Origin of the sequence: Alkalimonas sp., from assembly GCF_020831925.1 — a bacterium.
GTDB lineage: Bacteria > Pseudomonadota > Gammaproteobacteria > Enterobacterales > Alteromonadaceae > Alkalimonas.
Genome location: NZ_JAFIFQ010000005.1, coordinates 24,375 through 50,645, shown reverse-complemented (window position 1 = coordinate 50,645; position 26,271 = coordinate 24,375). Strand labels below are relative to the sequence as shown.

The 26,271-nt window shown below is 52.3% G+C and carries 28 protein-coding genes; 19 read left to right on the top strand and 9 right to left on the bottom strand.

Going from position 1 to position 26,271, the window contains the following annotated elements; all coding sequences use genetic code 11:
* The first annotated feature begins 87 nt into the window (after positions 1-87).
* The 3 genes from rsgA to JJU14_RS03125 are packed head-to-tail and all read left to right on the top strand — an operon-like array spanning position 88 to position 2,731.
* A complete protein-coding gene (gene rsgA, locus JJU14_RS03135) occupies positions 88-1,116 on the top strand; it encodes a small ribosomal subunit biogenesis GTPase RsgA (protein WP_228611144.1) in 1,029 nt (342 codons plus the stop codon).
* 17 nt (positions 1,117-1,133) lie between these two features.
* Positions 1,134-2,000 carry an archaetidylserine decarboxylase gene (gene asd / locus JJU14_RS03130; protein WP_228611143.1) on the top strand — a complete coding sequence of 289 codons (867 nt, stop codon included), beginning with the start codon at positions 1,134-1,136 and terminating at the stop codon, positions 1,998-2,000.
* Between the two features lie 32 nt (positions 2,001-2,032).
* Complete coding sequence (locus JJU14_RS03125; RefSeq protein WP_228611142.1) at positions 2,033-2,731, top strand: glycerophosphodiester phosphodiesterase family protein; 699 nt, start codon at positions 2,033-2,035, stop codon at positions 2,729-2,731.
* A 3-nt stretch (positions 2,732-2,734) separates the two neighbouring features.
* Here the strand turns inward: JJU14_RS03125 and JJU14_RS03120 are convergent, their stop codons facing one another.
* Positions 2,735-3,172: a MerC domain-containing protein gene (locus tag JJU14_RS03120; RefSeq protein WP_228611141.1), complete on the bottom strand. Its 438-nt coding sequence runs from the start codon at positions 3,170-3,172 to the stop codon at positions 2,735-2,737.
* Between the two features lie 130 nt (positions 3,173-3,302).
* Between JJU14_RS03120 and JJU14_RS03115 the strand changes: the two genes are divergently transcribed.
* Positions 3,303-3,614: a prephenate dehydrogenase gene (locus tag JJU14_RS03115; protein ID WP_091339016.1), complete on the top strand. Its 312-nt coding sequence runs from the start codon at positions 3,303-3,305 to the stop codon at positions 3,612-3,614.
* 45 nt (positions 3,615-3,659) lie between these two features.
* Here the strand turns inward: JJU14_RS03115 and JJU14_RS03110 are convergent, their stop codons facing one another.
* A complete protein-coding gene (locus tag JJU14_RS03110) occupies positions 3,660-4,223 on the bottom strand; it encodes a DUF3016 domain-containing protein (protein WP_228611140.1) in 564 nt (187 codons plus the stop codon).
* A gap of 234 nt (positions 4,224-4,457) precedes the next feature.
* Complete coding sequence (locus JJU14_RS03105; protein WP_228611139.1) at positions 4,458-6,035, bottom strand: PAS domain-containing methyl-accepting chemotaxis protein; 1,578 nt, start codon at positions 6,033-6,035, stop codon at positions 4,458-4,460.
* A 377-nt stretch (positions 6,036-6,412) separates the two neighbouring features.
* Here JJU14_RS03105 and JJU14_RS03100 point away from each other — a divergent pair, with 377 nt between their 5' ends.
* A complete protein-coding gene (locus tag JJU14_RS03100) occupies positions 6,413-6,931 on the top strand; it encodes a hypothetical protein (protein ID WP_228611138.1) in 519 nt (172 codons plus the stop codon).
* The gene (locus tag JJU14_RS03095) at positions 6,928-7,365 is read left to right on the top strand and encodes a hypothetical protein (RefSeq protein WP_228611137.1); all 438 of its coding nucleotides are present in this window, start codon (positions 6,928-6,930) and stop codon (positions 7,363-7,365) included. Before JJU14_RS03100 ends, JJU14_RS03095 begins: the two co-directional genes overlap by 4 nt.
* Before the next feature lie 66 nt (positions 7,366-7,431).
* Here the strand turns inward: JJU14_RS03095 and groL are convergent, their stop codons facing one another.
* Together groL and JJU14_RS03085 are read right to left on the bottom strand one after the other, a co-directional pair.
* Positions 7,432-9,075, bottom strand: coding sequence for a chaperonin GroEL (groL, locus tag JJU14_RS03090; RefSeq protein WP_091339030.1), 1,644 nt, complete (start codon positions 9,073-9,075; stop codon positions 7,432-7,434).
* A gap of 38 nt (positions 9,076-9,113) precedes the next feature.
* Positions 9,114-9,407: a co-chaperone GroES gene (locus JJU14_RS03085; protein WP_091339034.1), complete on the bottom strand. Its 294-nt coding sequence runs from the start codon at positions 9,405-9,407 to the stop codon at positions 9,114-9,116.
* Positions 9,408-9,651: 244 nt separating this feature from the next.
* On the opposite strand from JJU14_RS03085, the gene JJU14_RS03080 reads away from it, so the two are divergent.
* From JJU14_RS03080 to nagB, 12 genes are all read left to right on the top strand, one after another.
* The gene (locus tag JJU14_RS03080) at positions 9,652-11,430 is read left to right on the top strand and encodes a protein-disulfide reductase DsbD (RefSeq protein ID WP_228611136.1); all 1,779 of its coding nucleotides are present in this window, start codon (positions 9,652-9,654) and stop codon (positions 11,428-11,430) included.
* A gap of 224 nt (positions 11,431-11,654) precedes the next feature.
* Entirely contained in the window at positions 11,655-12,113 is a 459-nt protein-coding gene (gene aroQ / locus JJU14_RS03075; protein ID WP_228611135.1) for a type II 3-dehydroquinate dehydratase, read from the top strand.
* A gap of 19 nt (positions 12,114-12,132) precedes the next feature.
* On the top strand, positions 12,133-12,588 hold the full coding sequence (accB, locus tag JJU14_RS03070; protein WP_228611134.1) for an acetyl-CoA carboxylase biotin carboxyl carrier protein: 456 nt from the start codon (positions 12,133-12,135) through the stop codon (positions 12,586-12,588).
* A gap of 18 nt (positions 12,589-12,606) precedes the next feature.
* Positions 12,607-13,947, top strand: coding sequence for an acetyl-CoA carboxylase biotin carboxylase subunit (gene accC, locus JJU14_RS03065; protein ID WP_228611133.1), 1,341 nt, complete (start codon positions 12,607-12,609; stop codon positions 13,945-13,947).
* 136 nt (positions 13,948-14,083) lie between these two features.
* Positions 14,084-14,968, top strand: coding sequence for a 50S ribosomal protein L11 methyltransferase (gene prmA, locus JJU14_RS03060; RefSeq protein WP_228611132.1), 885 nt, complete (start codon positions 14,084-14,086; stop codon positions 14,966-14,968).
* A gap of 119 nt (positions 14,969-15,087) precedes the next feature.
* On the top strand, positions 15,088-16,443 hold the full coding sequence (locus JJU14_RS03055) for a hypothetical protein (RefSeq protein WP_228611131.1): 1,356 nt from the start codon (positions 15,088-15,090) through the stop codon (positions 16,441-16,443).
* Positions 16,444-16,699: 256 nt separating this feature from the next.
* Positions 16,700-17,671: a tRNA dihydrouridine synthase DusB gene (gene dusB / locus JJU14_RS03050; protein ID WP_228611130.1), complete on the top strand. Its 972-nt coding sequence runs from the start codon at positions 16,700-16,702 to the stop codon at positions 17,669-17,671.
* Between the two features lie 15 nt (positions 17,672-17,686).
* Positions 17,687-17,977 (top strand): DNA-binding transcriptional regulator Fis, encoded by a 291-nt coding sequence (gene fis, locus JJU14_RS03045; RefSeq protein WP_091339061.1) that lies wholly within the window; start codon positions 17,687-17,689, stop codon positions 17,975-17,977.
* Positions 17,978-18,068: 91 nt separating this feature from the next.
* Complete coding sequence (gene purH, locus JJU14_RS03040) at positions 18,069-19,655, top strand: bifunctional phosphoribosylaminoimidazolecarboxamide formyltransferase/IMP cyclohydrolase (RefSeq protein WP_228611129.1); 1,587 nt, start codon at positions 18,069-18,071, stop codon at positions 19,653-19,655.
* Positions 19,656-19,775: 120 nt separating this feature from the next.
* Positions 19,776-20,054: an acylphosphatase gene (locus JJU14_RS03035; protein WP_228611128.1), complete on the top strand. Its 279-nt coding sequence runs from the start codon at positions 19,776-19,778 to the stop codon at positions 20,052-20,054.
* 64 nt (positions 20,055-20,118) lie between these two features.
* On the top strand, positions 20,119-20,931 hold the full coding sequence (locus tag JJU14_RS03030; RefSeq protein WP_228611127.1) for a copper resistance protein NlpE N-terminal domain-containing protein: 813 nt from the start codon (positions 20,119-20,121) through the stop codon (positions 20,929-20,931).
* A gap of 128 nt (positions 20,932-21,059) precedes the next feature.
* Complete coding sequence (gene nagB, locus JJU14_RS03025; RefSeq protein WP_228611126.1) at positions 21,060-21,866, top strand: glucosamine-6-phosphate deaminase; 807 nt, start codon at positions 21,060-21,062, stop codon at positions 21,864-21,866.
* Between the two features lie 4 nt (positions 21,867-21,870).
* Here nagB and JJU14_RS03020 read toward each other — a convergent pair whose 3' ends face one another.
* The 4 genes from JJU14_RS03020 to JJU14_RS03005 are packed head-to-tail and all read right to left on the bottom strand — an operon-like array spanning position 21,871 to position 25,074.
* Positions 21,871-22,716: a hypothetical protein gene (locus tag JJU14_RS03020; protein WP_228611125.1), complete on the bottom strand. Its 846-nt coding sequence runs from the start codon at positions 22,714-22,716 to the stop codon at positions 21,871-21,873.
* The gene (locus JJU14_RS03015) at positions 22,709-23,398 is read right to left on the bottom strand and encodes an iron-containing redox enzyme family protein (protein ID WP_228611124.1); all 690 of its coding nucleotides are present in this window, start codon (positions 23,396-23,398) and stop codon (positions 22,709-22,711) included. The genes JJU14_RS03020 and JJU14_RS03015 overlap by 8 nt, the downstream gene beginning before the upstream one ends.
* A gap of 9 nt (positions 23,399-23,407) precedes the next feature.
* Positions 23,408-24,511: a beta-ketoacyl-ACP synthase III gene (locus JJU14_RS03010; protein ID WP_228611123.1), complete on the bottom strand. Its 1,104-nt coding sequence runs from the start codon at positions 24,509-24,511 to the stop codon at positions 23,408-23,410.
* Complete coding sequence (locus JJU14_RS03005; RefSeq protein ID WP_228611122.1) at positions 24,508-25,074, bottom strand: diguanylate cyclase; 567 nt, start codon at positions 25,072-25,074, stop codon at positions 24,508-24,510. Before JJU14_RS03005 ends, JJU14_RS03010 begins: the two co-directional genes overlap by 4 nt.
* 214 nt (positions 25,075-25,288) lie before the next feature.
* Here JJU14_RS03005 and JJU14_RS03000 point away from each other — a divergent pair, with 214 nt between their 5' ends.
* Positions 25,289-26,185, top strand: a complete 897-nt coding sequence (locus tag JJU14_RS03000) for an alpha/beta hydrolase-fold protein (protein WP_228611121.1) — start codon at positions 25,289-25,291, stop codon at positions 26,183-26,185.
* Positions 26,186-26,271: the final 86 nt, after the last annotated feature.

The following is a 26,271-nucleotide window of genomic DNA, read 5'->3' as shown; positions in this document are numbered from 1 at the left end:
ACTTTTTAACAGAACGGTTTAAGGGTATCATACACCGCAATCCACACCTCGCCTAGTCGGCTACCGGTGATGAACAGGCGGAATCGAGTGAGCTCCAAACGACGTTTAACCAAACAGCAACAGGCCCGTATTGCCAAGCACAACCAAAAGCGGCTGGATACCAGCAAGCAGGAAAGCGCCGGTGATGACGACATCTATTTAGCCGCCGAGCCTGGCCTTATTTTAAGTCGCTTTGGCAAACATGCCGATGTTGAAGCTGCTGATGGCAGCGTGATCCGCTGTAACCTGCGCCGTACCTTAAGCTCGGTAGTGACTGGTGATCGGGTTGCATTTCGCCGGGTCCGTCAGTCACAGGGTAGTATCGATGGCATCATTGATGCAGTCGCCGAGCGCGACTCGGTGTTGCTTCGGCCCGATTTTTACGATGGCTTAAAACCGGTAGCAGCCAACATTGATCGCATTGTGGTGGTATCGGCTGTGTTGCCGGAGTTTTCAGCCCAGATCATCGATCGCTATCTGGTGGCGGCCGAAGTCACCGGCATCCCGCCGGTGCTGGTACTGAATAAAACCGACCTGCTGAGCGATGAACAGCGGCACGCCTTGCAACAACAGCTGCAGCTATATAGCGATTTGGGGTATGCCACCTTATGGCTGAGTGCCAAACAGGGCGAAGGCATGGCCGCGCTGCAGCAGTTGCTGCAGGAAGGCACGAGTATTCTGGTCGGGCAATCCGGTGTCGGCAAGTCGTCCATTATGAATGCCATTTTACCTGAGTTGGCGCTGTCGACCCAGCAGGTCTCGGATGTATCTGGCCTGGGTCAGCACACCACCACCGCCTCACGCCTGTATCATTTACCCAGTGGCGGCCAGCTGATTGACTCGCCCGGTATTCGTGAATTTGGCCTGTGGCATTTTAGTCCGGAGCAGGTCACCGCTGGCTTTGTCGAGTTTCAGCAGTTTCTTGGCCATTGCAAGTTTCGTGACTGCAAACATATCAAAGACCCCGGCTGTGCTATTCTGCAAGCAGTGGCCGATGGCGACATCAGCGAACAACGTTACCAGAGCTATCTGCGCATTCTGACCAGCATGGCAGAAGACAAACCAAATCATTTCTAACGTCAAAAGAGCCTGTTATGGACCAAGTAAAAATCATTCTGCAATACATTCTGCCTAAGCACCTGATCTCGCGGCTGGTCGGTTACCTGGCAGCCGCCCGGCTGGGCTTTTTCAGCCATATGCTGATTAAACTTTTCATCAAAGCCTACAAAATCGATATGACCGAAGCCAAGTACGAACAGGCGCGTGATTACCGCAGCTTCAATGAGTTTTTTACCCGGCCATTAAAAGATGGCATCCGGCCACTGGCGGAAGCGGCCGATATCATTGCCCACCCAGTCGATGGCACCATCAGTCAGTTAGGCGCTATTACCGATGGCAAGCTGGTGCAGGCCAAAAACCACGATTATTCGCTGCAAACGCTGCTAGGCGGCGAAGCTGAAACCGCAGTGCCATTTCTTGGCGGCCAGTTTGCCACCATCTATCTGGCACCGAAAGATTACCATCGCATTCATATGCCCGTCAGCGGCATCCTGCGCGAAATGATCTACGTGCCAGGTGATTTGTTCTCCGTGAATCCCCTGACCGCAGACAATGTGCCCAATCTGTTTGCCCGCAACGAGCGGGTCGTGACCATCTTTGATACCGAGCTGGGCCCAATGGCGCTGGTACTGGTAGGCGCGACCATTGTTGCCAGCATTGAAACGGTTTGGGCCGGCACCATCACGCCACCAACCGGTAAAACGGTGCATCGGTGGCAGTACCCGGCAACAGGCCCTACCGCTGTTCGACTGGAAAAAGGCGATGAAATGGGTCGCTTTAAGTTGGGCTCCACCGTTGTACTGGCGTTTGCACCTGAACAGCTGGAGTTTTTAGCCGAGCAGCAGCCAGGTAGTGTCACCCGGATGGGGGCACCCTTTGCCAAGCGACTGACGGCGGATTAAGCTAAATACCCGCATCACCTTAAGGAGCCTGTATGCAAATCATTGCCCATCGGGGAGCCAGTGGCGAGTTTCCAGAAAATACCCTGCTGGCGATAGCTCAGGCAATTTTGCAGGGAGCCGATGCCATCGAGGTGGATGTGTATGCAGTTGAAGGTGAGCTGATCGTGATTCACGATCCCAAGCTGGAGCGCACCACCAATGGCAGTGGTACCATTTACCAGCATAGCCTGGCTTATCTGCAACAGCTGGATGCCGGTGAGGGCGAGCCTATTCCTACCCTGTGGCAAGTACTGGAGCTGGTACAAGGCCGCTGCTGGCTGAATATCGAGCTCAAAGGCAAGGATACCGCCAAGCCACTACTGGCCTTGTTGGCGAGAGCTGAGCAAGAGCTTGGTTTGTCCCTCAACGAGGTGCTGGTGTCGTCTTTTAACCATCACCTGCTGTTGCAGTTGAAACAGGCCTTGCCTCAGCTCAGGCTAGGTGCCCTCACCGCCAGTCTGCAACTGAACTACGCCCAGTATGTGCATGATTTAGGCATGTATTCCGTGCACTGTGATCTGAACTTCATCGACCAGCAGCTGGTGCATGATGCCCACCAACTTGGCTTGAAAGTCTATGTCTATACCGTGGATGGACTGGATGACATCAGCGAGATGCAGCAGTTGGGAGTGGATGGTATCTTTACTAACTATCCGGCACGGAGCCGGATTTGGGCATTCGAAGCCGACTAAAGGCTAGCTTTGCAGTGGCTCTGCCTCATCTTTGCATGCCACGTCTGTTTTACAAGCGGTGCAACGCTGGCATAGCCGCATATTCAGCACATGCGCCAGTACCACAAAGGCTGCACCTATGGTGAGCACTGCGGGCTCCCAGTGGTGACCAAAAATATCTTTGTGCCAGTAGATAAAACCGCCTAAAAACAGCGAGTAGAAGGGGTAGAGTTTACGGTGGTAACGATGAAAACCTGAAAACAGTGCAATAAAACCCAGCACCATCGTCAGCAGCAAAGCAGCACGTTCAAAGCTCTCGTTGGCCAGAAAGCTAGCGCCAAGCAACGGCAATACCGGCAACAGCACAGGCAGCATAATGCAATGCACCGCACAAAGCGATGTCAGCGCAATCCCCGCTTTATCCAATACGTTTCGTCCCAGGCTAAGCACAGCAGTTACCACTCAATCATCAATAGGAATGAGATGATATAACAAATCGGCAAAAAATGAAATATGAACCAGGCACAAGCTGCTGCTTGCGGTCTGGCTTTATGGCATAATCCGCCCCATTATAGAGGATGAGATCGCAACCATGGATCAACTGCTGGACCAACTGGATGCCAACCTGAAAGAGTTGTACCGCAAAGCGCTGGATGCCGATCAGGCCCTGGACGCGCTGAAACAACAAGGCAAGGGTAAGTATCAGGCCATTTTCCCGGCCAATGCCGGCTTTCAAGTGCAAAGCGCCCGCTTTATGCCTTACTTAGCAGAAACTGCCGAACTGGTGGCTGCCATGCGTCAGAGCCAGCAGTTCAGTACCGCCACCTTGCAACGTGCAGTGCAGCAACTTAAGCAATTGCATCAAACCCTGCAAGAGTTTCAGCAGGCTTTAAAGCACCATTAAGCAAAACGACGAGCCTAAGCTCGCCGTTTTCATGCCCAATTCAATTTACTGGCTGACTTTGGGCAACTTGGCCTGATGTGCTTCGATTTGTGGCATCAAATCACGTTCAAACCAGCGTTTCAACATGGTGTACTCGTAGCGCAGGTCCTGATGCCGGGGCCCTACCATACGCGGGCTTTGTAAAAAGCCCATATCACGGATATTTTCTTCACCAGCAGCCACCTGCTCGCCGTAGCCATCCCGCAGTACATGGGTAAAGGCTACTCGCGGTGAATAAAGATCTTTCACTACCCGAATATCCTGGCCCGTACGGCTATACATCGGATTGACATCCCCGGCCAAATCGATGTCTGTCACCGTCACCTGCCACTGATACCCTTCCGGCAGCTCAGCCGCGAACTCCTGGAAAATTCGCTCAAAGCCGGCCAGAGTACGCTCGCGAAAACGTGCCCGGCTTTCATTAGCCGGCCGAATATCAGTAAATTTCTCCGGCTCCTGGAAAGTAAGGGTTAAGTTGGATGCATCCTCCGCCAGACCATGAAAGCTTGCGCTCATCAGCCCAGCCAGGGCACCTGCCATCATTAGTTTGCGCCAAATAGGTGTGGTCATTATTGCCTCCAATTAATAGCACGCAGATGCGTAGCTCGACGATACAAGGGTCGAGCCTGACTAAATACTAGTCAACTTTATATGACTATAGACTGAATTGGATTCATTAAGTTGTCATTTTTTGTTATTTGTTGTGCCGGTGTTCGCGAGTACAACACTCAGCCATTTGCTCCTAACGCCCAGGTGTTCATAAGGCCGCATCAGCGGCCTTACAGTAGAGTCTTGATAGCATCTTTAGCTTTTTCGTTTCATCCAAAATTGCTGAGCCAACTCATTCAGACCACTCGATAAGGTGGCCACAGCAGTAGCACTTTCTAAGTTCCCTTTGCCAATATGCACATTATCATTGGCCGCTTCCTGCATGCTGTTCACCGCCCGGTTAATGCTCTCACTTACCGTTCCCTGCTGCTCGGCAGCCATCGCTATCTGTACGTTCATATCACTGATTTTGTTGACTTTCTGGCCGATACTCTCCAGCGCTAAAGCCGCCTCTACCGCATCACTAACACACTCATTGGCTTGAGCACTGCTTTGTTCCATCGCCGCAACCGCAGTTTGCGCCCGGTTTTGCAAGGTGTCGATCATCGACTGAATATCGGTTGTTGATTGGCGGGTTCGGCCAGCTAGGCTTCGGACTTCATCAGCAACAACCGCAAAACCCCGGCCTTGCTCACCGGCTCGCGCCGCTTCAATAGCCGCATTTAAGGCCAGAAGATTCGTTTGCTCGGCCACTCCCCTGATCACCTCAAGCACCTTGGATATCTCAAAGCTTTGTTTCTCAAGTTCATGAATAGCTTGCGCCGCCTTGCTAAGCTCATGTTCCAGACTTTTAATGGAACCTTTGGTTTTCTCAACCAAATGCCGGCCACTTGCTGTTTCACTATCGGCTTCCTCTGCTGCATTGGCAGCAACCTGAGCACTCGATGCAACCTGCTGGATACTGGCCGCCATTTCAGTCACTGCCGTCGCAATCTGATCGGTTTCCGTTTGTTGCGCTGCATTGACCTTGTTGCCTGCTTCTACTTTCTGCAGTGAGCTGCGGGTATGCTGAGTTAGTTTGCCGGAAGCATCATGAATTCGGCCAACCACAGATCCCGTTTCGGCTTGCAACATGCGCAGTGCAAACTCAATCCCGCCAAATTCATCATTGCGATTGGTATATAATTTTTGGCTCAACGGGTTCTCAACGATGCTGGCTGAAAGCGCTCTGAGCTGCTTTAACGGCGCCAACAGATAAAAAATAGCGGCTGTGCTTAGCACAACAGGAGCCAGCAAGCTCAGGCTCAACTGAAGCCAGAACTCAGACACCAATAAGCTGCCAAAGCCACCAAGCAGCATACTCAAAACCACCCACAGCATCAGCTTCAGTGGTATGGATACTTTCGACTTTGCTGGTACAGCTTTGCCTGCGTGCAATGAGGCATAACATTGTTCAGCCCGTCGAATACTTTGTGGATCGGCTTTGGTACGCACCGATTGAATTTCAGTGATGCTGCCGTTCTTACTGATCGGCGTTACAAAAGCACTGACCCAATAATGGTCACCATTTTTGCAACGGTTTTTTACCAGCCCCATCCAGGAATGCCCTGCTTTAAGGGTGGCCCACATATGCTCAAAGGCCGCTGTCGGCATATCGGGATGCCGCACCAAATTATGCGGCTGCCCTATCAGCTCGGCTTCAGTGAATCCGCTGATTTTAATGAAATCGTCATTTACATAGGTAATATGACTATTCGGGCTGGTGGTCGATAAAATGTTGGAAGTGTCACTTAAGTGCACCTCACGATTGGTCACAGGTAAATTTTTTCTCATGGAGCAAACTCAAGGTGGCTGAACGCCAGTGGTAGGAAACGGCAGTGCATTATCGCATTCACCGTTTGAATGGTTCATGACTGAACTTGGGCGCAGAATATTTGAACAATAATTTAGAATACAGCGAAATTAATCGATTAAGATAATCACTTTTGTGAATGATGAACAAGAACAAGGGTTGGCGAATAAATCATCAGTTTCTAATTTTGAAAAAAGAAAAAACCGCCGCCAAGGCCGGCATTGGCCACGATTTGACGTAGTGCTGCCTCCATCGTAAGCAGGGTAATGTTCATGCCGCAGTTCCGAGCAAGGGATATTTTATTGACATAAAAATAACAACATATATAATTTTCATGTTTTTAAATGGAATTAAGTTTATGAATATAACTAAAGCAAAAAGCAAACTCCTTAACATACGGGGGCGGCTGTTAGAAAATCACTGTTCTGCGGTGATGGAACGTGTTGAAGTAGCCATGTTTTATAACTTCTTTTCCGATAATGAACTTTCCCTTGGAACTATCCGCAATATACTCCGATCCAAAGCTATGGCTATTATGATACGAACGCACCTTATGGATGACATCAGGATTGTATGCCTTGAAGAGAATTTACATAAGATTGCAGAAGCAGTCGCTGATCCAGCTGGATTTGAAATGGACACAGTAGGCAAAGTGTTAGAGCAAGGCAGCCAAAATATGCCTGGCCGCGCTGGTGCTGCGACAAGAAGTTTGGGACGTGCAAATCAATACTTTGCCACACACTTATCGCTAAAAACCATGACAAACGTGACTGGTGTTATGCTTGAGTTAATGTCTGAGCCTCGTAGCTTTGACTTTTGGCGAAATGCTCATGAAACTCAAATGGTCAGGCGTCTTGAGAGGGCAGGGTTTTTATGAAAGCGATAGTGTTGTTTCTAGTTTGCATGCTCACTTTGAGTGCTTCGGAATCTATCCATACACCTATTCCCTCACAACTTTGCAGTCAGCAAGACTCTATGTTTGCGGGGGCATCTATTATTTACTCTGAGTGCCAAGATGACATTGATGCAATTGTGATGCATGCCATTCAAAGCACGCACAGTTTCGAAGATCTGTTGCAATTTGCACAACGCTACCAAAAAGAACAAGTCGCCTTTGATGAGGCAATCACAGATCCTCTATTTGACGGCTTAGTGGTTGCATTGACGCCATTCGACCCAACCATGTCCATCAACCATGATCAAGTAAGTACGCTTGAGTTTTCGCTCAGTGACCGAACGGTGTTCTTTATTCGTGAAACCGGCCGCTGGCAAGTTATCACCGTACTACCAGCTAACAGCTCCCACTACTGAATTGTACCAATAAAAAACCCGGCGCCAAGGCCGGGTTTTCAGGGTTTCAGACGAGGTCTGAGCGCATCACATCATGCCGCCCATGCCACCCATTCCGCCCATGCCGCCCATATCTGGGGCAGCGGCTTCGTCTTTTGGTACTTCAGTCACCATGGCTTCGGTGGTGATCATCAGTGAGCCAACAGAAGCTGCGAACTGCAGTGCAGAACGGGTTACCTTGGTTGGATCCAGGATACCCATTTCCAGCATGTCGCCGTAGGTTTCATTGGCAGCGTTGTAGCCGTAGTTGCCAGAACCATCTTTGACTTTGTTCACAACCACTGACGGCTCTTCACCGGCGTTGGCCACGATTTGACGCAGTGGCGCTTCCATCGCACGCAGGGCGATTTTGATGCCGTGGTTCTGATCTTCATTTTCTGCAGTCAGGCCAGCCAGCTTGGCAGCAACACGTACCAGGGCTACACCACCGCCAGGTACCACGCCTTCTTCAACGGCAGCACGGGTTGCGTGCAGCGCGTCTTCAACGCGGGCTTTTTTCTCTTTCATTTCGATTTCAGTCGACGCACCGACTTTGATCACGGCAACACCGCCAGCCAGTTTGGCCAGACGCTCTTGCAGTTTTTCTTTGTCGTAATCAGAGGTCGCTTCTTCGATTTGCTGACGAATTTGCTTGACGCGGCCAGCAATGGCGTCTTCGTCACCGGCACCATCGATGATGGTGGTGTTGTCTTTGGTCAGTACCACGCGCTTGGCAGTACCCAGATCTTCCAGCGTAGCTTTTTCCAGCTCCAGGCCGATTTCCTCAGAAATCACAGTACCATTGGTCAGTACCGCAATATCCTGCAACATGGCTTTACGGCGGTCACCGAAACCAGGTGCTTTCACCGCGGCTACTTTAACGATGCCACGCATGTTGTTCACTACCAGAGTCGCTAAGGCTTCGCCTTCTACGTCTTCTGCGATGATCAGCAATGGCTTGCCTGCTTTGGCCACACCTTCCAGCACCGGCAACAGCTCGCGGATGTTGGAGATTTTCTTGTCCACATTCAGGATAAACGGGCTTTCCAGCTCAACCTGGCCGGCTTCCTGGTTGTTGATGAAGTAAGGTGACAGGTAGCCACGGTCAAACTGCATACCTTCAACCACGTCCAGCTCGTTGGCCAGCGCCTGACCTTCTTCAACTGTGATCACACCTTCTTTACCAACTTTGTCCATCGCATCGGCGATGATCTGGCCGATTTCCGCATCGGAGTTGGCAGAAATAGTACCTACCTGAGCGATTGATTTGCTGTCAGCACAAGGTTGTGACAAGTTTTTCAGCTCAGCAACAGCTTCAATCACGGCTTTGTCGATACCGCGCTTTAAATCCATTGGGTTCATGCCAGCGGCAACGGCTTTCACACCTTCGTTGATGATGCTTTGTGCCAAAACAGTGGCTGTGGTGGTGCCGTCACCGGCTTCGTCGTTGGCCTTAGAGGCAACTTCTTTCACCATCTGGGCGCCCATGTTCTCGAACTTGTCTTCCAGTTCGATTTCCTTGGCAACTGACACACCATCTTTGGTGATCAGCGGTGAACCGAAGGACTTATCCAGGATCACATTGCGACCTTTCGGACCCAGAGTGACACGAACGGCATTGGCCAGAATATTGACACCTTTCAGCATTTTATTGCGGGCATCATCACCAAAACGAACTTCTTTTGCTGCCATTTTCAATTTCCTCTAAATTCAGTTAGTGCAATGATGGATTAGGCTTCAACTACAGCCAGGATATCGTTCTCACTGACGATCAACACTTCTTCACCATCAATCTTTTGCGTCTTAACGCCGTAACCATCGTTGAAAATCACCGTGTCGCCAACTTTGACATCCAGTGCTTTCACATCACCGTTATCCAGAATGCGGCCGTTGCCAACGGCGATAACAGTACCACGGGTGGATTTCTCTGCGGCAGAGCCAGTCAGAACGATGCCACCAGCTGATTTGGTTTCAGCTTCCTGACGTTTGATGATGACGCGGTCATGTAAAGGACGAATATTCATGCTCTATCTCCTAAAGCGAGTTTGCGTTTTAACATGGGTTGTTAAATTGGGTTGCGCTGTATATGGGGTAAGCAAAAACTGAATCCAAGGGGGAAGCTAAAAAAATTTTCTGCAATGGCCAGATTACGACAACAGATTTTGCTAATGATAGCGTCAAACTGGTATTGTATCGCTTCAAACAAGACCGGAACCTGCCAGGCAGCGTATAGTCTGGCCTGCCTGAAACAAAGAAGAGAACCGATTGATGTTACGAGCTTTACTGAGTTGCTTGTTGTTGTGCTGGTTGGCGCTGTTACCGGCTCAGGCCAATGACAGTGTATTGGCCGCCATTACCGGTGAGTCATCACGTTTTTTACCGGTCGATCAGGCCTTCGAGTTTGATTTTCGCCAGCAGGACGATGAGCTGCTGCTCAGCTGGACCATTGCCGACGGCTACTACCTGTACAAAGAGCAATTCAAGTTTGCCGGTATTGCTGTTAGCTTCTCGCATCCCAGCTACCCGGCCGCCATGACCATCGAAGATGAGTTCTTCGGCGTGACCGATGTCTACTACCATCAGGTCATTCTGCGTTTGCCGTTATCCGATATTGGCGACGATGCCGAGCTACGGGTGCGCTATCAGGGTTGTGCCGAGGCTGGCTTTTGCTACCCGCCCACCACCAAAACCGTGCCGCTAAGCCCTGCCACCGGCAATACTGCCAGCAATGGCGCTGAATCGGTCGCGTCGTCCGCACCGATTTCCAGCCAGAATACCCTGGCCGAACGCTTGGCAGGCTCCGGCTTTTTACTGACGCTGGGGGTGTTCTTTTTACTGGGACTGGGTCTGGCTTTTACCCCGTGCGTCTTTCCGATGTACCCGATTTTATCCAGCATTATTGTCGGCCAGGGCAAGGATCTGTCCAATAAGAAAGCCTTTACCCTGTCTTTTGCCTATGTGCAGGGCATGGCGCTGACTTATGCCTTGCTTGGCCTGGTCATTGCCAGCCTGGGGGTGCGTTTTCAGGCCATGCTTCAGCACCCGGCCATTTTACTGCTGGTCAGCGCCTTGTTTGTGCTGCTGGCGCTGGCGATGTTTGGTGCGTTGAATTTTAGTTTGCCGAGCGCCTGGCAGGCGAAAGTTGCGGCCATTAGCAACAAACAACAGCGCGGTTCTGCCAAAGGGGCCTTTGTCATGGGCAGTTTGTCCGGTCTTATTGCCTCCCCCTGCACCACAGCTCCACTGACTGCTGCTCTGCTGTACGTAGCACAAAGCGGCGATTTGCTGCGCGGTGCTATTACGCTTTATGTGCTGAGCCTGGGTATGGGCTTACCGCTGCTGATATTGGGCAGCTCGGGCGCTAAGCTGCTGCCCAAAGCCGGCCAGTGGATGTACGCGGTAAAAAATATTTTTGGCTTTTTGCTGCTGGCGGTGCCGGTCTGGTTGCTCGATCGCTTTGTGCCCGGCTGGGTTACTTTGCTGCTGGGCACAGTACTGGCTTTATCTGCCGCCCTCTACCTGCATTATGTGTCGCAGCAACTGACCAGCCTCAAAGCCCGAAGCGCGCTCTGGTTACCGGCTCAGTTGTTGCTGATCCTGACGGTGCTGATCAATGTACAAAGCTGGTGGCCACAAAGCGGCAGTACGACAATGGCGCAGACATCTGCCGGGCAACAAACCCCAGGCCAGTTCCAGCTGGTGGCTAATCAGACCGAGCTAGATCAGGCATTGGCCAAAGCCAAAGCCAATGGCCAGGTGGTATTGCTGGACTTGTACGCTGAATGGTGTGTGGCCTGCAAGGAATTCGAGCTACTGACCTTCCCGGCCGAGCAAGTCCAACCCTACCTGCAGCAGATGGTACTGCTGAAAATTGATGTCACCCGCATGAGCAGGGCCGATCAGCAGTTGCTGGATCGCTACCAGGTGCTGGGGCTACCGACCTTGTTGTTCTTTGATGCCGATGGCAACGAAATGACGCAATCCCGTGTCACCGGCTTTATGGCGGCCCGCCCCTTTGCCCGCCACCTGGCAGCCATCCTTGAATAAGCAGCCCTGGTCGGATAAAGAGGCATGAGACAACGGAAAACTGGTCTTTTCCTGCTGATTAGACCAGTATTTTGCTGCCATTTGTCACGATTTCACTATAATAAGCCGTTAAATCGGAACCAAGCGCGCGTTATTTACTCATAAAACTCAAGGCAGCTGTTAATTCTGGTTGCTTCAGGCATAATGCAGAGAAATAACGTGAACGTGCAGGAAATGTGCAGCTTATGGTGAATAAAACGCGGATTCTGTTGTTAAATGGCCCAAACTTGAATATGTTGGGTGTGCGCGAGCCTACGGTCTATGGGCGTCAAACCCTGTCCGAGCTGGTGCAAGAACTGCAGGATTTTGCCGCTGGCATGAAGGTGCAGCTCAGCCATTTTCAGAGCAACGCTGAACATGAACTGCTCGACCGTATTCACCAGAGTCTGGGCCAGGTTGATTTTATTGTCATCAACCCGGGTGCCTTCACTCATACCAGCGTGGCTCTTCGTGATGCCTTGCTGGCGGTTGCCATTCCCTGCATTGAAGTGCATCTGAGCAATGTGCATGCTCGCGAGCCATTCCGGCAGCATTCGTATCTTTCGGACATTGCCAAAGGCGTGATTTGTGGTCTGGGACCACAAGGCTACCGCTTTGCCATTGAGGCAGCAGTGTCTTTTACGCAATCCAATCCATCCACCTAGAATGACAGGTTAAACCTTTATGGACATTAGAAAAATTAAGAAACTGATCGAGCTGGTTGAAGAGTCCGGTATCTCTGAGCTGGAAATCACCGAAGGCGAAGAATCGGTTCGCATCAGCCGTCAAAGCACAGCACCTCAGCAAGTTCACTATGCAGCGGCACCAGCCCCTATGGCTGCTCCTGCTCCGGCAGCAGCTCCAGCGGCTGCCCCAGCCGTTGCCAGTGCTCCGGCAGAAACCACAGGCCACCGGGTACGTTCACCCATGGTTGGTTCTTTCTACCGTTCGCCTTCGCCAACATCCAAGCCATTTATCGAGGTAGGCCAGAGTGTGAAAGTAGGCGATACCCTCTGCATCGTGGAAGCGATGAAGATGATGAACCAGATCCAGTCCGACAAAGCCGGTGTGGTGAAAGAAATTCTGGTCCAAGACGGCGAGCCGGTAGAATTTGACCAGCCCCTGGTTATTATCGAATAAGCAAAAAAGGCCAAACCTATGTTAGAAAAAGTCTTGATTGCCAACCGGGGCGAAATTGCACTACGCATTCTGCGTGCCTGCAAAGAGCTCGGGATCAAGACGGTCGCCGTGCACTCCACGGTCGATCGTAACCTGAAACATGTGCTGCTGGCCGATGAAACCATCTGCATCGGCCCAGCGCCCTCACCGAAAAGTTACCTGAATGTGCCAGCACTGATTGCGGCGGCGGAAGTCACCAATGCCCAAGCCATCCACCCAGGCTATGGCTTTTTGGCAGAAAACGCTGAGTTCGCGCAGCAAGTGGAAGAAAGCGGCCTGGTCTTTATTGGCCCGCGGCCGGACTCCATCCGCTTAATGGGCGATAAAGTCTCAGCCATCGAAGCAATGAAAAAAGCCGGCGTGCCGTGCGTGCCTGGCTCCGACGGTGCGGTCGGTGATGATGCCGCCAAGAACAAAGCCATTGCCAATCGCATCGGCTACCCGATCATTGTCAAAGCTGCTGGCGGCGGTGGTGGTCGTGGCATGCGGGTGGTGCGTTCGGAAAGCGAACTGGTCAGCTCGATTGAGATGACCAAAGCCGAAGCCAAAGCTGCCTTTGGCAACGACATGGTCTACATGGAAAAATTCCTGGAAAATCCACGCCATGTTGAAGTGCAGGTACTGGCCGATGGTCAGGGCCATGCCATTCACCTGGGTGAGCGCGACTGCTCGATGCAGCGTCGCCACCAAAAAGTGGTGGAAGAGGCTCCGGCCCCTGGCATTACTCAGGAGCTGCGTGATTTCATCGGTGGCCGCTGTGTCGATGCTTGTAAGGTAATGAACTACCGCGGTGCCGGTACTTTTGAGTTCCTGTTTGAAAACGGCGAGTTCTTTTTTATTGAAATGAACACCCGTATTCAGGTTGAGCATCCGGTCACTGAGATGATCACCGGCGTCGATCTGATCAAGGAGCAACTGCGCATCGCTTCTGGCTTGCCACTGAGCATCAAGCAAGAAGACATTGTGATTCGTGGCCATGCCATCGAGTGCCGTATCAATGCCGAAGATCCAGCCACCTTTATTCCATCGCCGGGCACCATTACCCGCTTCCATCCGCCGGGTGGTTTTGGCGTACGTTGGGATTCGCACATTTATGCCGATTACACAGTGCCACCGAATTACGATTCGATGGTTGGCAAGCTGATCACCTATGGTGATACCCGCGATGTGGCCATTGCCAAAATGCGCAATGCACTAAGCGAATTGCTGGTTGGCGGCATTAAAACCAATATCCCGCTGCACAAAGATATTATGAATGATGCCGGCTTCTGCAAAGGCGGCACCAATATTCATTATCTGGAAAAGAAGCTCGGCTTATAAGCCCGGCTTCAAACCATTAAAACAGGCTCTGCGGAGCCTGTTTTGTTTTGATGTCCTCATGACTCTGCTTTTTTTCGGCTTTGTCGCTGGCTGATGATAGAATACCGTTTTTTACAGCTAAACCATGAGAACCGCCATGCCCTGGATCCAACTTCGCATTCAAACCACCGAACATCATGCCGAACAAGTCAGTGACATGCTGATTGGCTGGGGCGCCCAGGCCGTGACCTTTATCGACAGCAAAGACACCCCCATTTACGAGCCCTTGCCCGGCGAAGTGCTGTACTGGCAGGACACCACCGTCATGGGTTTGTTTGAAGCCGATCATCCCATGCAAGCGGTGCTGGATAAACTGCGGCAAACGGCGTTGTTTAAACAGGGGCTAAGCTACAAGCTGGAGCAGCTGGAAGACAAAGACTGGGAGCGCGAATGGATGGATAATTTCCACCCGATTCAGTTTGGCAAGCGGCTCTGGGTCTGCCCCAGCTGGCGCGCGATTCCGGATCCAGATGCCATCAATGTGCTGCTGGACCCGGGTATTGCCTTTGGCACCGGCACCCACCCAACCACAGCCCTTTGCATGCAATGGCTGGACGCGCATATTGAACCAGAGCAAACCGTGGTCGATTTTGGATGTGGTTCCGGTATTCTGGCAATAGCTGCTTTAAAACTTGGCGCCAAGCGTGTGGTAGGCATCGACATCGACCCCCAGGCCATTCAAGCCAGCATGGCCAATGCTGAGCGCAATGCAGTGGCCGATAAGCTGGAGCTCTATTTACCCAAAGATCAACCTAGCTTAAACGCCGATGTGGTAGTGGCCAATATACTGGCAGGGCCCCTGGCCGAGCTAAATCAGGTCATTGCCGCTTATGTACGCCCTGGCGGCAGCCTGGTGATGTCTGGCATTTTGCCACAACAGGCAGAGCAGGTGATGGCCGCCTACCGCGATCGTTTTGCATTCGATCCTGTGGTGGAGCAGGACGAATGGGTACGCCTGAGCGCTCGTAAGCACAGTGCTTAACGATAAAAACAGCTCCGATCACCGCTGAGTAGCCTGAAATCCAGGCCAAAGGGACTGGTCAGCTCCAGCTATTTAATGTTATGTTATAACAAATCACAACCTAATATCGGAGATTTGCTGTGCGCACTTCAACCTCTTTTCCTCTGGCAGCCAGCCTGGCACTGGCCAGTGGCTTACTGCTGACCGGCTGTAACGACAGCCACACCTATTTGGACACTGTGGCAGAGGATCAACACGATCATGGCCATGACCACGATCATGATCACGACCACGGTCACCACAGCACCGAGGGCGGTCGCCTGGTCATCACCGCTGCGCCGCATCATGATGATGATCACGATCATGACCATAGCCACCACCATGTCTATGTGTTCGATTTGCATGACAATGAAATCATTGCCGAACTGGAAACAGAGCACGAAGTATCCCAACTCTTTGCCAGTCCGGGCTTTCGGTTTGCCCTGTTAAATCAGCGCAGCGAAAACATCACCCAGATACTCGATGGCGGTCAGTGGCAGGAAGATCACGGCGATCACATGCACGACTATGTGCAGGCCCCAGTCATGCTTAGCTTTGAACTGGCAGGCCCGGCGCCTACCCATTACGAGGCCCATGAAGGCCTGGCAGCACTGTTTTACGATGGTTACGCCGATCCACAGCAAAACGCTGCTGTATTCGTATTCAGCGATGACGATTTGGCACACGGCCGCATTGGTGCCAGCCTGACGCTGGATATCAACCAGCACGGTACCGCTGAAGTGCGTGGTGACTATCTGCTAACCACCTACCGGGCCGCTGGCACTGCCACCACCTTGCCAAGCCAGGTGGAGCTGTACCACCGCCATGATGATCATTACGATTTTGAAATTCGGTTCAACGAGCCATGCGAACGCTTGCACGGCAGCTATTCAATTGAAGATTATACGCTATTCGGCTGTGCTGATGGCGTGCTGTTAGTCGAACAACGTGGCACTCAGTTTCTGGCCAGCAAAATTGCCAATGCCGAAAGCCTGACTGGCCGTATTGGCAGCTTTAGCGGCCACAAGCACCAGCATGAAGTGATTGGCTATGCCGGCCAGGCCATCTGGATCATCGATGCCATTCACGGCAGTATGCGTGAGCTGGATTGGCGTGGCGACAGCGAGGTAACCCGTATTGCCTCTGCGGTGGATGCTCATGGTGAGCATTATGCGGTGCTGGATAGCACTGGAGCCTTGCATGTGTTCGATTGGGATGCGGATTTCGCTTTGAAAGACAGCCTGACGTTGATCGAAACCATCGACAACAACAACCGGCCACGCATTGCCGTCAATCAGCAAAATGAAACCATTTACCTGACCGATCCGGTGGCAAAACAACTGGTAGTGGTGGATTTACACAGCCTGACGGTTGAGCGTATTTCGCTGGATTTCGAGCCAGCGCTGATCACCTGGCTAGGTGTCGCGGACCCATCGCACGATGAGCACGATCACTAAAGGGTTCTAACCCTCCCGGTTTCCTGCACCTCTGTTCCTGAGTGTTGGGTATTGGCGCCGCCCTTGAGTGGCGCCTTTTTTATTCCGATGTCAGGCCTGGCCCGATGTTGGCGAAAATTCAAGCAGTTAGCTTTTGTCAAGGCATCAAGGCGCAATAAATTTCAGAATTGTTTAAATATTAGCCTTTGCAAGGCGGGCAAAAATCCGTAAACTTGCGCCCCCTGAGGGTAAGAGCTGTGCGAGCTGAGCGAATAAAGTGCGAATCGGTCCCTATCAACTGCCGAACAATGTCATTTGTGCCCCTATGGCAGGTGTCACGGACGTTGCCTTTCGTCAGCTGTGTCGTCGGTTTGGTGCAGGCCTGGCGGTGTCGGAAATGCTCTCAAGCAATCCGCTGGTGTGGCAGAGTGAGAAATCACAAAAGCGCATGACGCATCAGGCTGAAAGTGGCATCCGCTCGGTGCAGATTGCCGGGGCCGATCCAGCGCAAATGGCTGAAGCCGCTCAGTACAATGTGGAGCTGGGTGCCGATATCATTGATATCAATATGGGCTGCCCGGCCAAGAAAGTGAATAAAAAACTGGCTGGTTCTGCACTACTGCAATTTCCGCAATTGGTGGAACAGATCATCCAGGCCGTGGTCCAAGCCGTGTCGGTGCCAGTGACACTGAAAATTCGCACCGGCTGGCACCCGGATCATAGAAATGGAGTGGAAATTGCCCGTATTGCCGAAGCCAATGGCATACAAGCGCTGGCGGTTCATGGCCGTACCCGTGCTTGTATGTACAAAGGGAACGCAGAATACGATACAATTCGCGCCATCAAACAGGCAATCACCCTACCGGTGATTGCCAATGGTGATGTAACCTCACCGCAAAAAGCCAAGATGGTACTTGATTACACCGGCGCGGACGCCATTATGATTGGCCGCGCGGCCCAGGGTCGCCCTTGGATCTTCCGGGAAGTGGTTCACTTCCTGGCCACAGGGCAGGAATTAGCGCCCCCTGCGCTTTCGGAAGTCGAGTCCATTTTGCAAGAGCATGTGCAGGGATTGCATCAGCTCTATGGCCAGCACTTGGGGCCACGCATCGCGCGCAAGCATGTTGGCTGGTATCTGGCCGAGCATGATGCAGCCGGTGCATTTCGCCGAGAATTCAACGCCATCGAGCTGCCTGAACAGCAACTGGAGGCGTTAACTATGTATTTTCATCAACTAGCAGCAACTTAAGTAAAGAGAATCGCAATGTTTAATGAAACTGTTTCTTCGCCTTTTATCACCAATGCCCATGTGCAGTCTCAGGAAAAACCACAAGCGCTGAGAACCGCTGCTCAAAAGGCCGTTGCGCACTACCTGCAACAACTGAATGGTCAGGACGTCAATGATCTGTACAACCTGGTGTTGTCTGAGCTGGAGCGCCCACTGCTGGAAGAAGTGATGAAATATACCCGTGGCAACCAGACCCGTGCTGCCAACCTGATGGGTATTAACCGCGGTACTTTGCGGAAAAAATTAAAACAGTACGGCATGAGCTGAGACTGACGCAGGGGCCCCGGCCCCTGCTTAAAAGCACCGCCAGGTGCTTTTTTCATTTTAATCGCCCCGTTTAAGCAATAGAGAAACAAAAATGACTACCTATCGCCCTATTCGTCGTGCACTGCTAAGTGTGTCGGACAAAACCGGTATTGTTGAATTTGCCAGCGCCCTCCATCAAATGCAAGTAGAGATCCTCTCTACTGGCGGTACCGCCAAGCTGCTGGCTGAGCATGGCATTCCTGTACAGGAAGTCTCCAACTACACCGGTCACCCTGAAATCATGGCTGGCCGTGTCAAAACCCTGCACCCGAAAGTGCATGGTGGCATTCTGGCACGCCGTGGTCAGGACGAAGCCGTGATGGCAGAGCATGGCATTGGCGCCATCGATTTGGTCGCTGTCAATCTGTATCCTTTTGCTAAAACGATAGCGAACAAAGACTGCAGCCTGGAAGATGCCATTGAAAACATCGATATCGGTGGCCCAACCATGGTTCGTGCAGCAGCGAAGAACCACAAGGATGTTACCATCATTGTTAACGCCAGCGACTACGCCACTGTACTGGGCGAAATGAAAACCCATCAGGGCGGCACCACCCATGCTACCCGTTTCAGTCTGGCCATTGCGGCTTTTGAGCACACCGCTCAGTACGATGGCATGATCGCCAATCACTTTGGCACCATGCTACCAGCCTATGACACACCCGCCGAGCCAGCCAGCCGCTTCCCACGTACCTTCAACAGCCAGTTCGTGAAGAAACAGGATTTGCGTTACGGCGAGAACAGCCACCAACAAGCGGCATTCTATATTGACCCAACTGCTCAGGAAGCATCCGTTGCTACAGCCACTCAGCTGCAAGGCAAAGCACTGTCGTACAACAACATCGCCGACACCGATGCCGCGCTGGAGTGCGTGAAAGAGTTCAGTGAGCCAGCCTGTGTCATTGTAAAACACGCCAACCCATGCGGTGTGGCCATTGGTGACAGCATTCTGGCCGCCTACGAGCGTGCTTACCTGACCGATCCCACGTCAGCCTTTGGTGGCATCATCGCCTTTAATCGGGAGCTGGATGACACCACCGCCAAAGCCATCATCGATCGCCAGTTTGTTGAAGTGATCATTGCCCCGGCAGCAACTGAGGCTGCCATCGCCGTGATTGGCAGCAAGCCGAATGTACGACTGTTGGTTTGCGGTGCTTTTAGTACCGCGGCACCAGCGGTAGATATCAAGCAGGTCAATGGCGGTATTTTGTTGCAAGACCGTGATCAGGCCAGTGTCAGCGTAAGCGATCTAAAAGTGGTGACCAAGCGTCAGCCAACCGAGCAGGAGCTAACTGACTTGTTGTTCTGCTGGAAAGTGGCCAAATACGTCAAATCCAACGCCATCGTCTATGTCAAAGACAGCATGACCATTGGCGTCGGCGCCGGCCAGATGAGCCGGGTGTATAGCGCCAAAATTGCGGGCATTAAAGCCGCCGATGAAAAACTGGAGGTGAAAGGCTCTGTGATGGCCTCGGATGCCTTCTTCCCGTTTCGCGATGGTATCGATGCGGCCGCTGCCGCTGGCATTACTGCGGTGATCCAGCCAGGTGGCTCAATGCGCGATGCGGAAGTGATTGCCGCAGCCGATGAGCATGGCATGGCCATGGTCTTTACCGGTGTGCGTCACTTCCGTCACTAACCCCTGTTTTCGCTCTTCAACGGCAGCCTCTGGCTGCCGTTTTTATTTACCCGGCTGCCACTAAGGCCGAACTGGCTGATCTATACTAGTAGTCTTTCAGAGCAAGCAAAGGAAGACAGAATGCATCACGAACGCTGGCGACTGCTGATCCATGGCAAAGTGCAAGGCGTGTTTTACCGCGCATCAACCCAGCAGCAAGCCCAAATGTTAGGCCTGACCGGCTACTGCCAGAACCTGGAAGACGGCCTGGTACAGGTGGTTGCCGAAGGTATGCCGGATCATTTGCAGCAACTGCTGGAATGGTGCTGGCAAGGCCCGGCTCAGGCAGAAGTTAGCGCCATTGATGTTGATAAAGACTTACCGACCGACGAATGGCAGGATTTTCAGATCCGGCGCTAGTTCAGGGATGATTCAGTGTTGCCGCTTAAAATAAAGATGTTTATCAGTCTTCGAGGTTAAGTCGATGAAATCGTTACCCGCAAGCTTTTTAGCGGCCAGTATGCTGCTGCTTGGTTGTTCCGAGCCAAATGTGCCATTAAGTGCTGATAAGACGAGCACCCCGGCTGTGGCGGATCAGGCTCACAATAGCCGCAATGCGCTCGACTGGGACGGCCGTTACGAGGGGATTTTGCCCTGTGCCGATTGCGAAGGCATTCAAACCAGGCTCACGCTGCAGCAGGATGGCCAGTACCAGTTAGAAACCCGGTATTTGGGTAAGTCCGAGCACCTATTTCGTGAGCACGGTGCATTCGAGTGGGACAGCAGTGGCCAGATTATTCGTTTGGAGCGGTCTCAACCAGGAAGTGACCAGTTTTTTGTCGGGGAAAACGTACTCTGGCAATTGGATATGAATGGGCAGCGCATCACCGGTGAATTGGCAGAGAACTACAAGCTGCATAAAGCACCACCAGCTCAGCTGGCAACAAGCCCACTGGCCGGGACCAGGTGGCAGCTGACCGAACTGATGGGCCAGCCACTGCCAGCCGATACCCCAGCCTATATTGTCTTTAGCAGCACGGAGCCTAGGGTCCATGGCAATGCCGGTTGCAACCGTTTCTTTGGTGGCTATGAGCTGAATACGGCGCAATTGCGGCTTCGTTTGTCCGGTATTGGCATGACGCAGATGGCTTGCTTGCACGATACCATCGAGCCGGAGTTTTCCGAGGTGCTGCAAAGCTTTGACAACTTTAACCTGACCGACGACAGCCTGACGCTGAACCGGGCCAGGATGGCGCCACTGGCGCGCTTTACCGCAGCAGGCCCTGCCGAGAAGTAAATTGGTTTGCCTCGGGAAGGCTAAATGACAACGTTGTCATTTAGCCTTGATTCTGCTATGTTAGCAGCATAAAATGCCACCACCGGTTTGCCAGGTGGATATGCTGTAAACGATACAGGAAGCCTGTTATGCAGATAGTGATCCAGCCCACTGCCGATGCTGTTGCTGAGTATGGTGCCGACCAGTTCAGTCGTTTGCTGAGTAAAAAGCCCGACGCGGTTCTGGGGCTGGCTACAGGCTCGACCCCGGTCGCCCTTTATCAAAAGTTGATTGCACGCTATCAGGCTGGCAAGCTGAGTTTTGCTAAGGCCACCAGCTTTAACCTGGATGAATACTTAGGCCTGTCGCCCGATCACCCGCAAAGCTATCGCTATTTTATGCAGCAGCAGCTGTTTTCACAGATTAATATCCAGCCAGAACACACTCATGTGCCCGCTGGCGATGCCGCTGATCCCATTGCTGCTTGTCATGACTACGAAGCCAGGATTGCAGCGGCTGGCGGCATCGACTTACAGTTGCTGGGCATTGGCCGTAATGGTCATATTGGCTTTAACGAGCCATCTTCAGGCCTGCGCTCCCGCACCCGGGTCAAAACCCTGACTCAGGCCACCATCAACGACAACGCCCGATTTTTTAAAGAAGGTGAGTACCAGCCGCATTTATCCATTACCATGGGCATAGGCACCATCTTAGATGCCCGTAAGGTGTTGCTGCTGGCAACCGGCGAAGCCAAAGCCGATGCGGTGAAAGCCATGGTCGAAGGACCGCTCAGTGCCGCCTGCCCGGCCTCGGCGCTGCAATTGCATCAGCATGCGGTGGTGGTGCTGGATGACGCGGCTGCCAGCAAGCTGGCTGATCTGGCCTTTTACCGTCATATCGAGCGGGAAAATCAGTTGCTGCTGGAGCGGTTAGGGAAAAGCGAACACACTGCCTGATGGCTTAGGCAGTGTCAGTCGTTGTGCTTTGGCGGACGCCTTCTAAATAGGCATAGAGTTGTTCGGTAAAAAAACCATGCATCAAAAAACGCTGGCTGAGATTCCAGGGGCCCACCAGATAATGCGGGTGCTTGTTGTAAGCCATCTCGGCTAGCTTGGGGTTGCCCACCAGATCACCGATACGCAATGCGATGGACTGATCCAGATTAAAGCCATTGATAGCATCACGGTATTGTTCCCGCGTGAGTAGCAGGCAGAATAAACACATAAAAAGTGCGTGCGCGCTTTCAAAGTCCAGCCACTGTGTCCGCTTCTCTGCAAATTCAAAGTCCGCCATTTGCACTGGCTGCCAGTGTTGCCAGCTCAGCTCATCAACCGGCAGAGGCTTAGCCGGATGATGCCAGGCACCAAGCTCTGCGAACAAACGGAACAATTGCTGATCATGCTCAACAAAACTGGCATCCCTCATATCATCGATGCTTTTCGGATAGAGCTGCACCGGCTGATAATCGTCAACCGGGCTGTTGGCGGCCAGAAAGTTCAGCACATTGGATTCGGTGGCATAGTGGCGCAGGATCAGCAAATTTGCTTCTTTACTGACAAAGTGGCGGCAAAACCAGCAAATCAGCCGCTGCAAGCTCTGATGGGCGCTGAATTGCGGCAGCGGCAGGCGTTTAAAAAACCAGATCAAGTGCAACAAGATGGCAAAGACAAACTGCAGCAAGGGCCGTATGCCCCAACGCAATGGATTTTGTAAGTCCTTAAGCCATAAATCAAGCGCACTTTGCTCAATAGGCAATGAGTTATCACGGGCAATGGCTTGCAGATAAGCACTGGGTTTCTTAGCCATGCTCCACCTCTTCCAGTTGCAGACAGTAGAGCCTGGCCACGACTTTGGCAGTACGCACTATCGCCGCTAATTGTTCAGCATTGTTGCACACACGGTCCAATAGCTGATACAGCTCCTGCATATGGTGCTCATCCTGCGAGCCGTGGTAGCGCATAAAGCGGGTACAGCTGCTGTCGCAGCCAGTGGCCTGTTCAATTTGTCCTGCCCAACTGGACGCCATTTTCTGGCCCAGCCCTTCAATAATCCACATGGCACCGACTAAATCGACCGGATTCGGCTGGCTGGCCCGGTACATAATAAAGCCATGCAAGGCTTCCGAACCAATATTGTTTGCCCGGCTTGCCGCATGCATGACTACCAACTCGCCTCCGGCGGCAACAAAATCCTGCTCCAGCATTTCGTAATCCCGGTGCTCATCGCGGGCATGGCCGATAATGGCAGAGCGCACATCGCTGTAATGGCGGTCAAAGCTGGAGGCACAACGGCTGATCCAGCGTGAACCTTCAATCACCTGCTGACGCCAATGCAACAGTAGCTTTTGGTAATCGTCTATTGAAAACTGGCCACGCTGCAGGCGCTGCAACAAAGGAACACGCCCCAGTTGCCGCTCAAAATCAAACCAAACCCGCATCAGTGCCTGCAGTCCTTGCTGCGCCATTTCCGTGGTGATCTGTTCAGACATCATTGCTCCTTAGTAGGCATCCATCACAGTCAGCTGCATGTAAGCTGTATTAAAGCGGCCACTTTCCGGCACCATGCACAAAATAGTATCACCCGGCTGATAGCTCTGGGTGCGTCTGAACTCATCCAGCATAATAAAGATTGAAGCACAACCGGTATTGCCTCTATGGTACAGGTTGCTGTACCACTTGTCCTCAGCCAGCCCAACGCCCGCCTGCTGCATCATGTCAAAAATTTTACTCTTGAAATAATGCGATGAGTAATGACAAAGCACGTGATCAATCTCATCCGGCTGTATAAGGCCCTGGGCTATCAATCGCAGATAACCATCCACCCCCAGCTTGACTATCGCATCCAGCACACGCACATCTTGCCTGAGTAACAAAGCACCGGCTGTCTCTGCCTCGGCGTAGCTCGGGTAGTCTTGCCAGCTACGATTTTCATTGGGTGCCTGCCCCACGCTCATGCACACCGGATAGGCATCGGCATGGGAAAAGCTCCGGATCCAGTCAATGCGAAAGCTGCCAGCACGTGGCCTGGATTCCAGCAACAAAGCCCCGGCACCATCGGACAGCATCCAGCGTAAAAACTCTGCATTAAAATCCAGCTCGGCTCCAGCCACTTCGTATCGTCGCGCTTTAAATAACCGCGAGGTCAGTTCGCTGGCTACCACCATGGCGGTACTGTGCTCACCGGCCAGTAAGGCAGTATAAGCGGCTTTTAATGCCATCATGCTGCTGGAACAAATACCGTGACAGGTATGAAGCTCAACATCGGCCAGTTGCAACTCAGCCTGCACCATTGAGCCAAAACCAGGCAGCACCAAATCGCCCTGGCTGGTAGCCGCGCTAAGCATGGTCAGTTGCGGCTTGCCAATAAAGCTGTTTGCCAGGCAGTCTTCTGCCGCTTTGGCGGCCATCTGACTGTTGGAAAACAGGGTACGATGTTGCGCATCAATGGCATAGTGCCGACTCTGTATGCCATTGGACTGCAAAATACGACGCCGCAAACGGCTGGGTTTGCCATGCACAAAACCGAGGACTGATTCCATCTCGTCATTGCTTACCGCGGGCCCCGGTAAAAAATGACCGGTACTACTGATATACACACTCATCCTGCAGTCCTTTGCTGCCAGAAAACCCGCAGGCAACGAATATTCTCTTCAAGATAGGGCAATACGCATACCAGAAACATAAACCCTAAATAATACAGTAAGTAACCATCACCGCCATGAGCATAAGGCATGCGTTTGAACTGAAACTGCCCCTGCCAGTCCAGGGTCAGTAGCTGGATAAACACCGGGAAGTTGATGACAATAATCAACAGCAGCATAAACAGCGGTAAGGTTGCCAGGTAATTGTGGGCATGCATCTCCCAAATGCTGATGTGTCGTCTGGGGGCAGCATAATGCACATCGTAGTGTGCCACTAGCTCGTGTGCCAGCCAGGCCAGCAGGCAAATCAGCATGATCAGTACATTGACCTGAAATAACAGACACAACAAGATAGGAATCGCCATTTGGATCCCCATCAGTGAATGCACCAGGGATTCCTTCAAGCCGGAGGTGTGTTCAATTCGGGTGGCGCGGTGGCAGCACCAGTCAATAAAGCCTGCAATGCCCCATAATGGCAGGAATACATAGAGCATCAATTGAATTAACAAGTCACTGGTTTGCACAGCGGCTTCGTCCTTTGAGCACCTTTTTATTCATAGTAAATGAAAGGTCGCAGCTTGCCCAGCACCGGTTATATATGAAGCAGTGAAACCAAATGCAGCACTGCGCATCACACGTTGCCACTGAGTTCACCGGCACTCAGGAAGATGCCGCCAGTAGGCTTTTTCTACCTGTTATGGCATGATTCCAAGGCATGCCATAACAAAGGAATGATTGATGCCAGCCTATCGCTTTAACTTGTTGCTTATTGGCCTGACGTTGCTGGTTAAGGCTTTTCAGCCTGCCGCCGAAACAACGGAGCCTTTTCAAGCGACCAAAAGCACACCAGCAGCAAAGCCTACCGAGACACTGGTGCCGCTGAACCACCTGCCAGCACTGCAGGGCGATTATTTTAAGCTGCACTCCGAGGCCGTTGGCCGGGCCTTTCATATCTATATTCGCTTGCCAGAAGGCTACGACAGCCAAGCCGATACCCAGTACCCGGTGGTCTACCTGCTGGATGGTGATTCTTTATTTCCTATTCTTGCAGCTAATCATTTATTTCTTACCTTTGATGATCAGTTACCGGAAGCCATTGTGGTTGGCATTGCCTATGGCGGTTTTTCACCTGCTATCAATAAGAGGCACCTTGACTTTACCCCAGGTGCAGCCGATGGCATTGCCGGGGATGGCACTGCCGCCGCTTTTTTGCAGTTTTTAAAGCATGAATTGCTACCAAGGGTTGAATCCCATTATCGGGCAGATGCCAACAAACGCGTGCTGTTTGGGCAAAGTCGGGGCGGTAGCATGGTGCTCTACTCGGCTTTTACTGAGCCGGATTTGTTCTGGGGACGAATTGCCAGCAACCCGGCCTTCCGGCCTGGTCGCGAATTCTTTTATGCCGCTCCGGCCAGCGCCAGTCGCAATGATTTACACCTGATAGTCACCAGCGGTACCGCCGACAGGCCGCAGCTGATTGCGGATGCCAGAGCCTGGCTCGCTCACTGGCAAGGCAGTGACAAGCTGCCCTGGCAGCTGGAGTTCAAGGTGAGTGAAGGGGGCACTCACGCAGCCGACAGCCCGGCCAGCTACCGCAGCGGCATGCGCTGGCTGTTTCAGCTAGCGCCGCAATAACAGCCCTGCCGTTTAGGGCTGCAAGCCAGCGTTGTTAATCAGCCATAAAAAACGGCCACACAGAAGGTGGCCATTTCTGCGAAGGC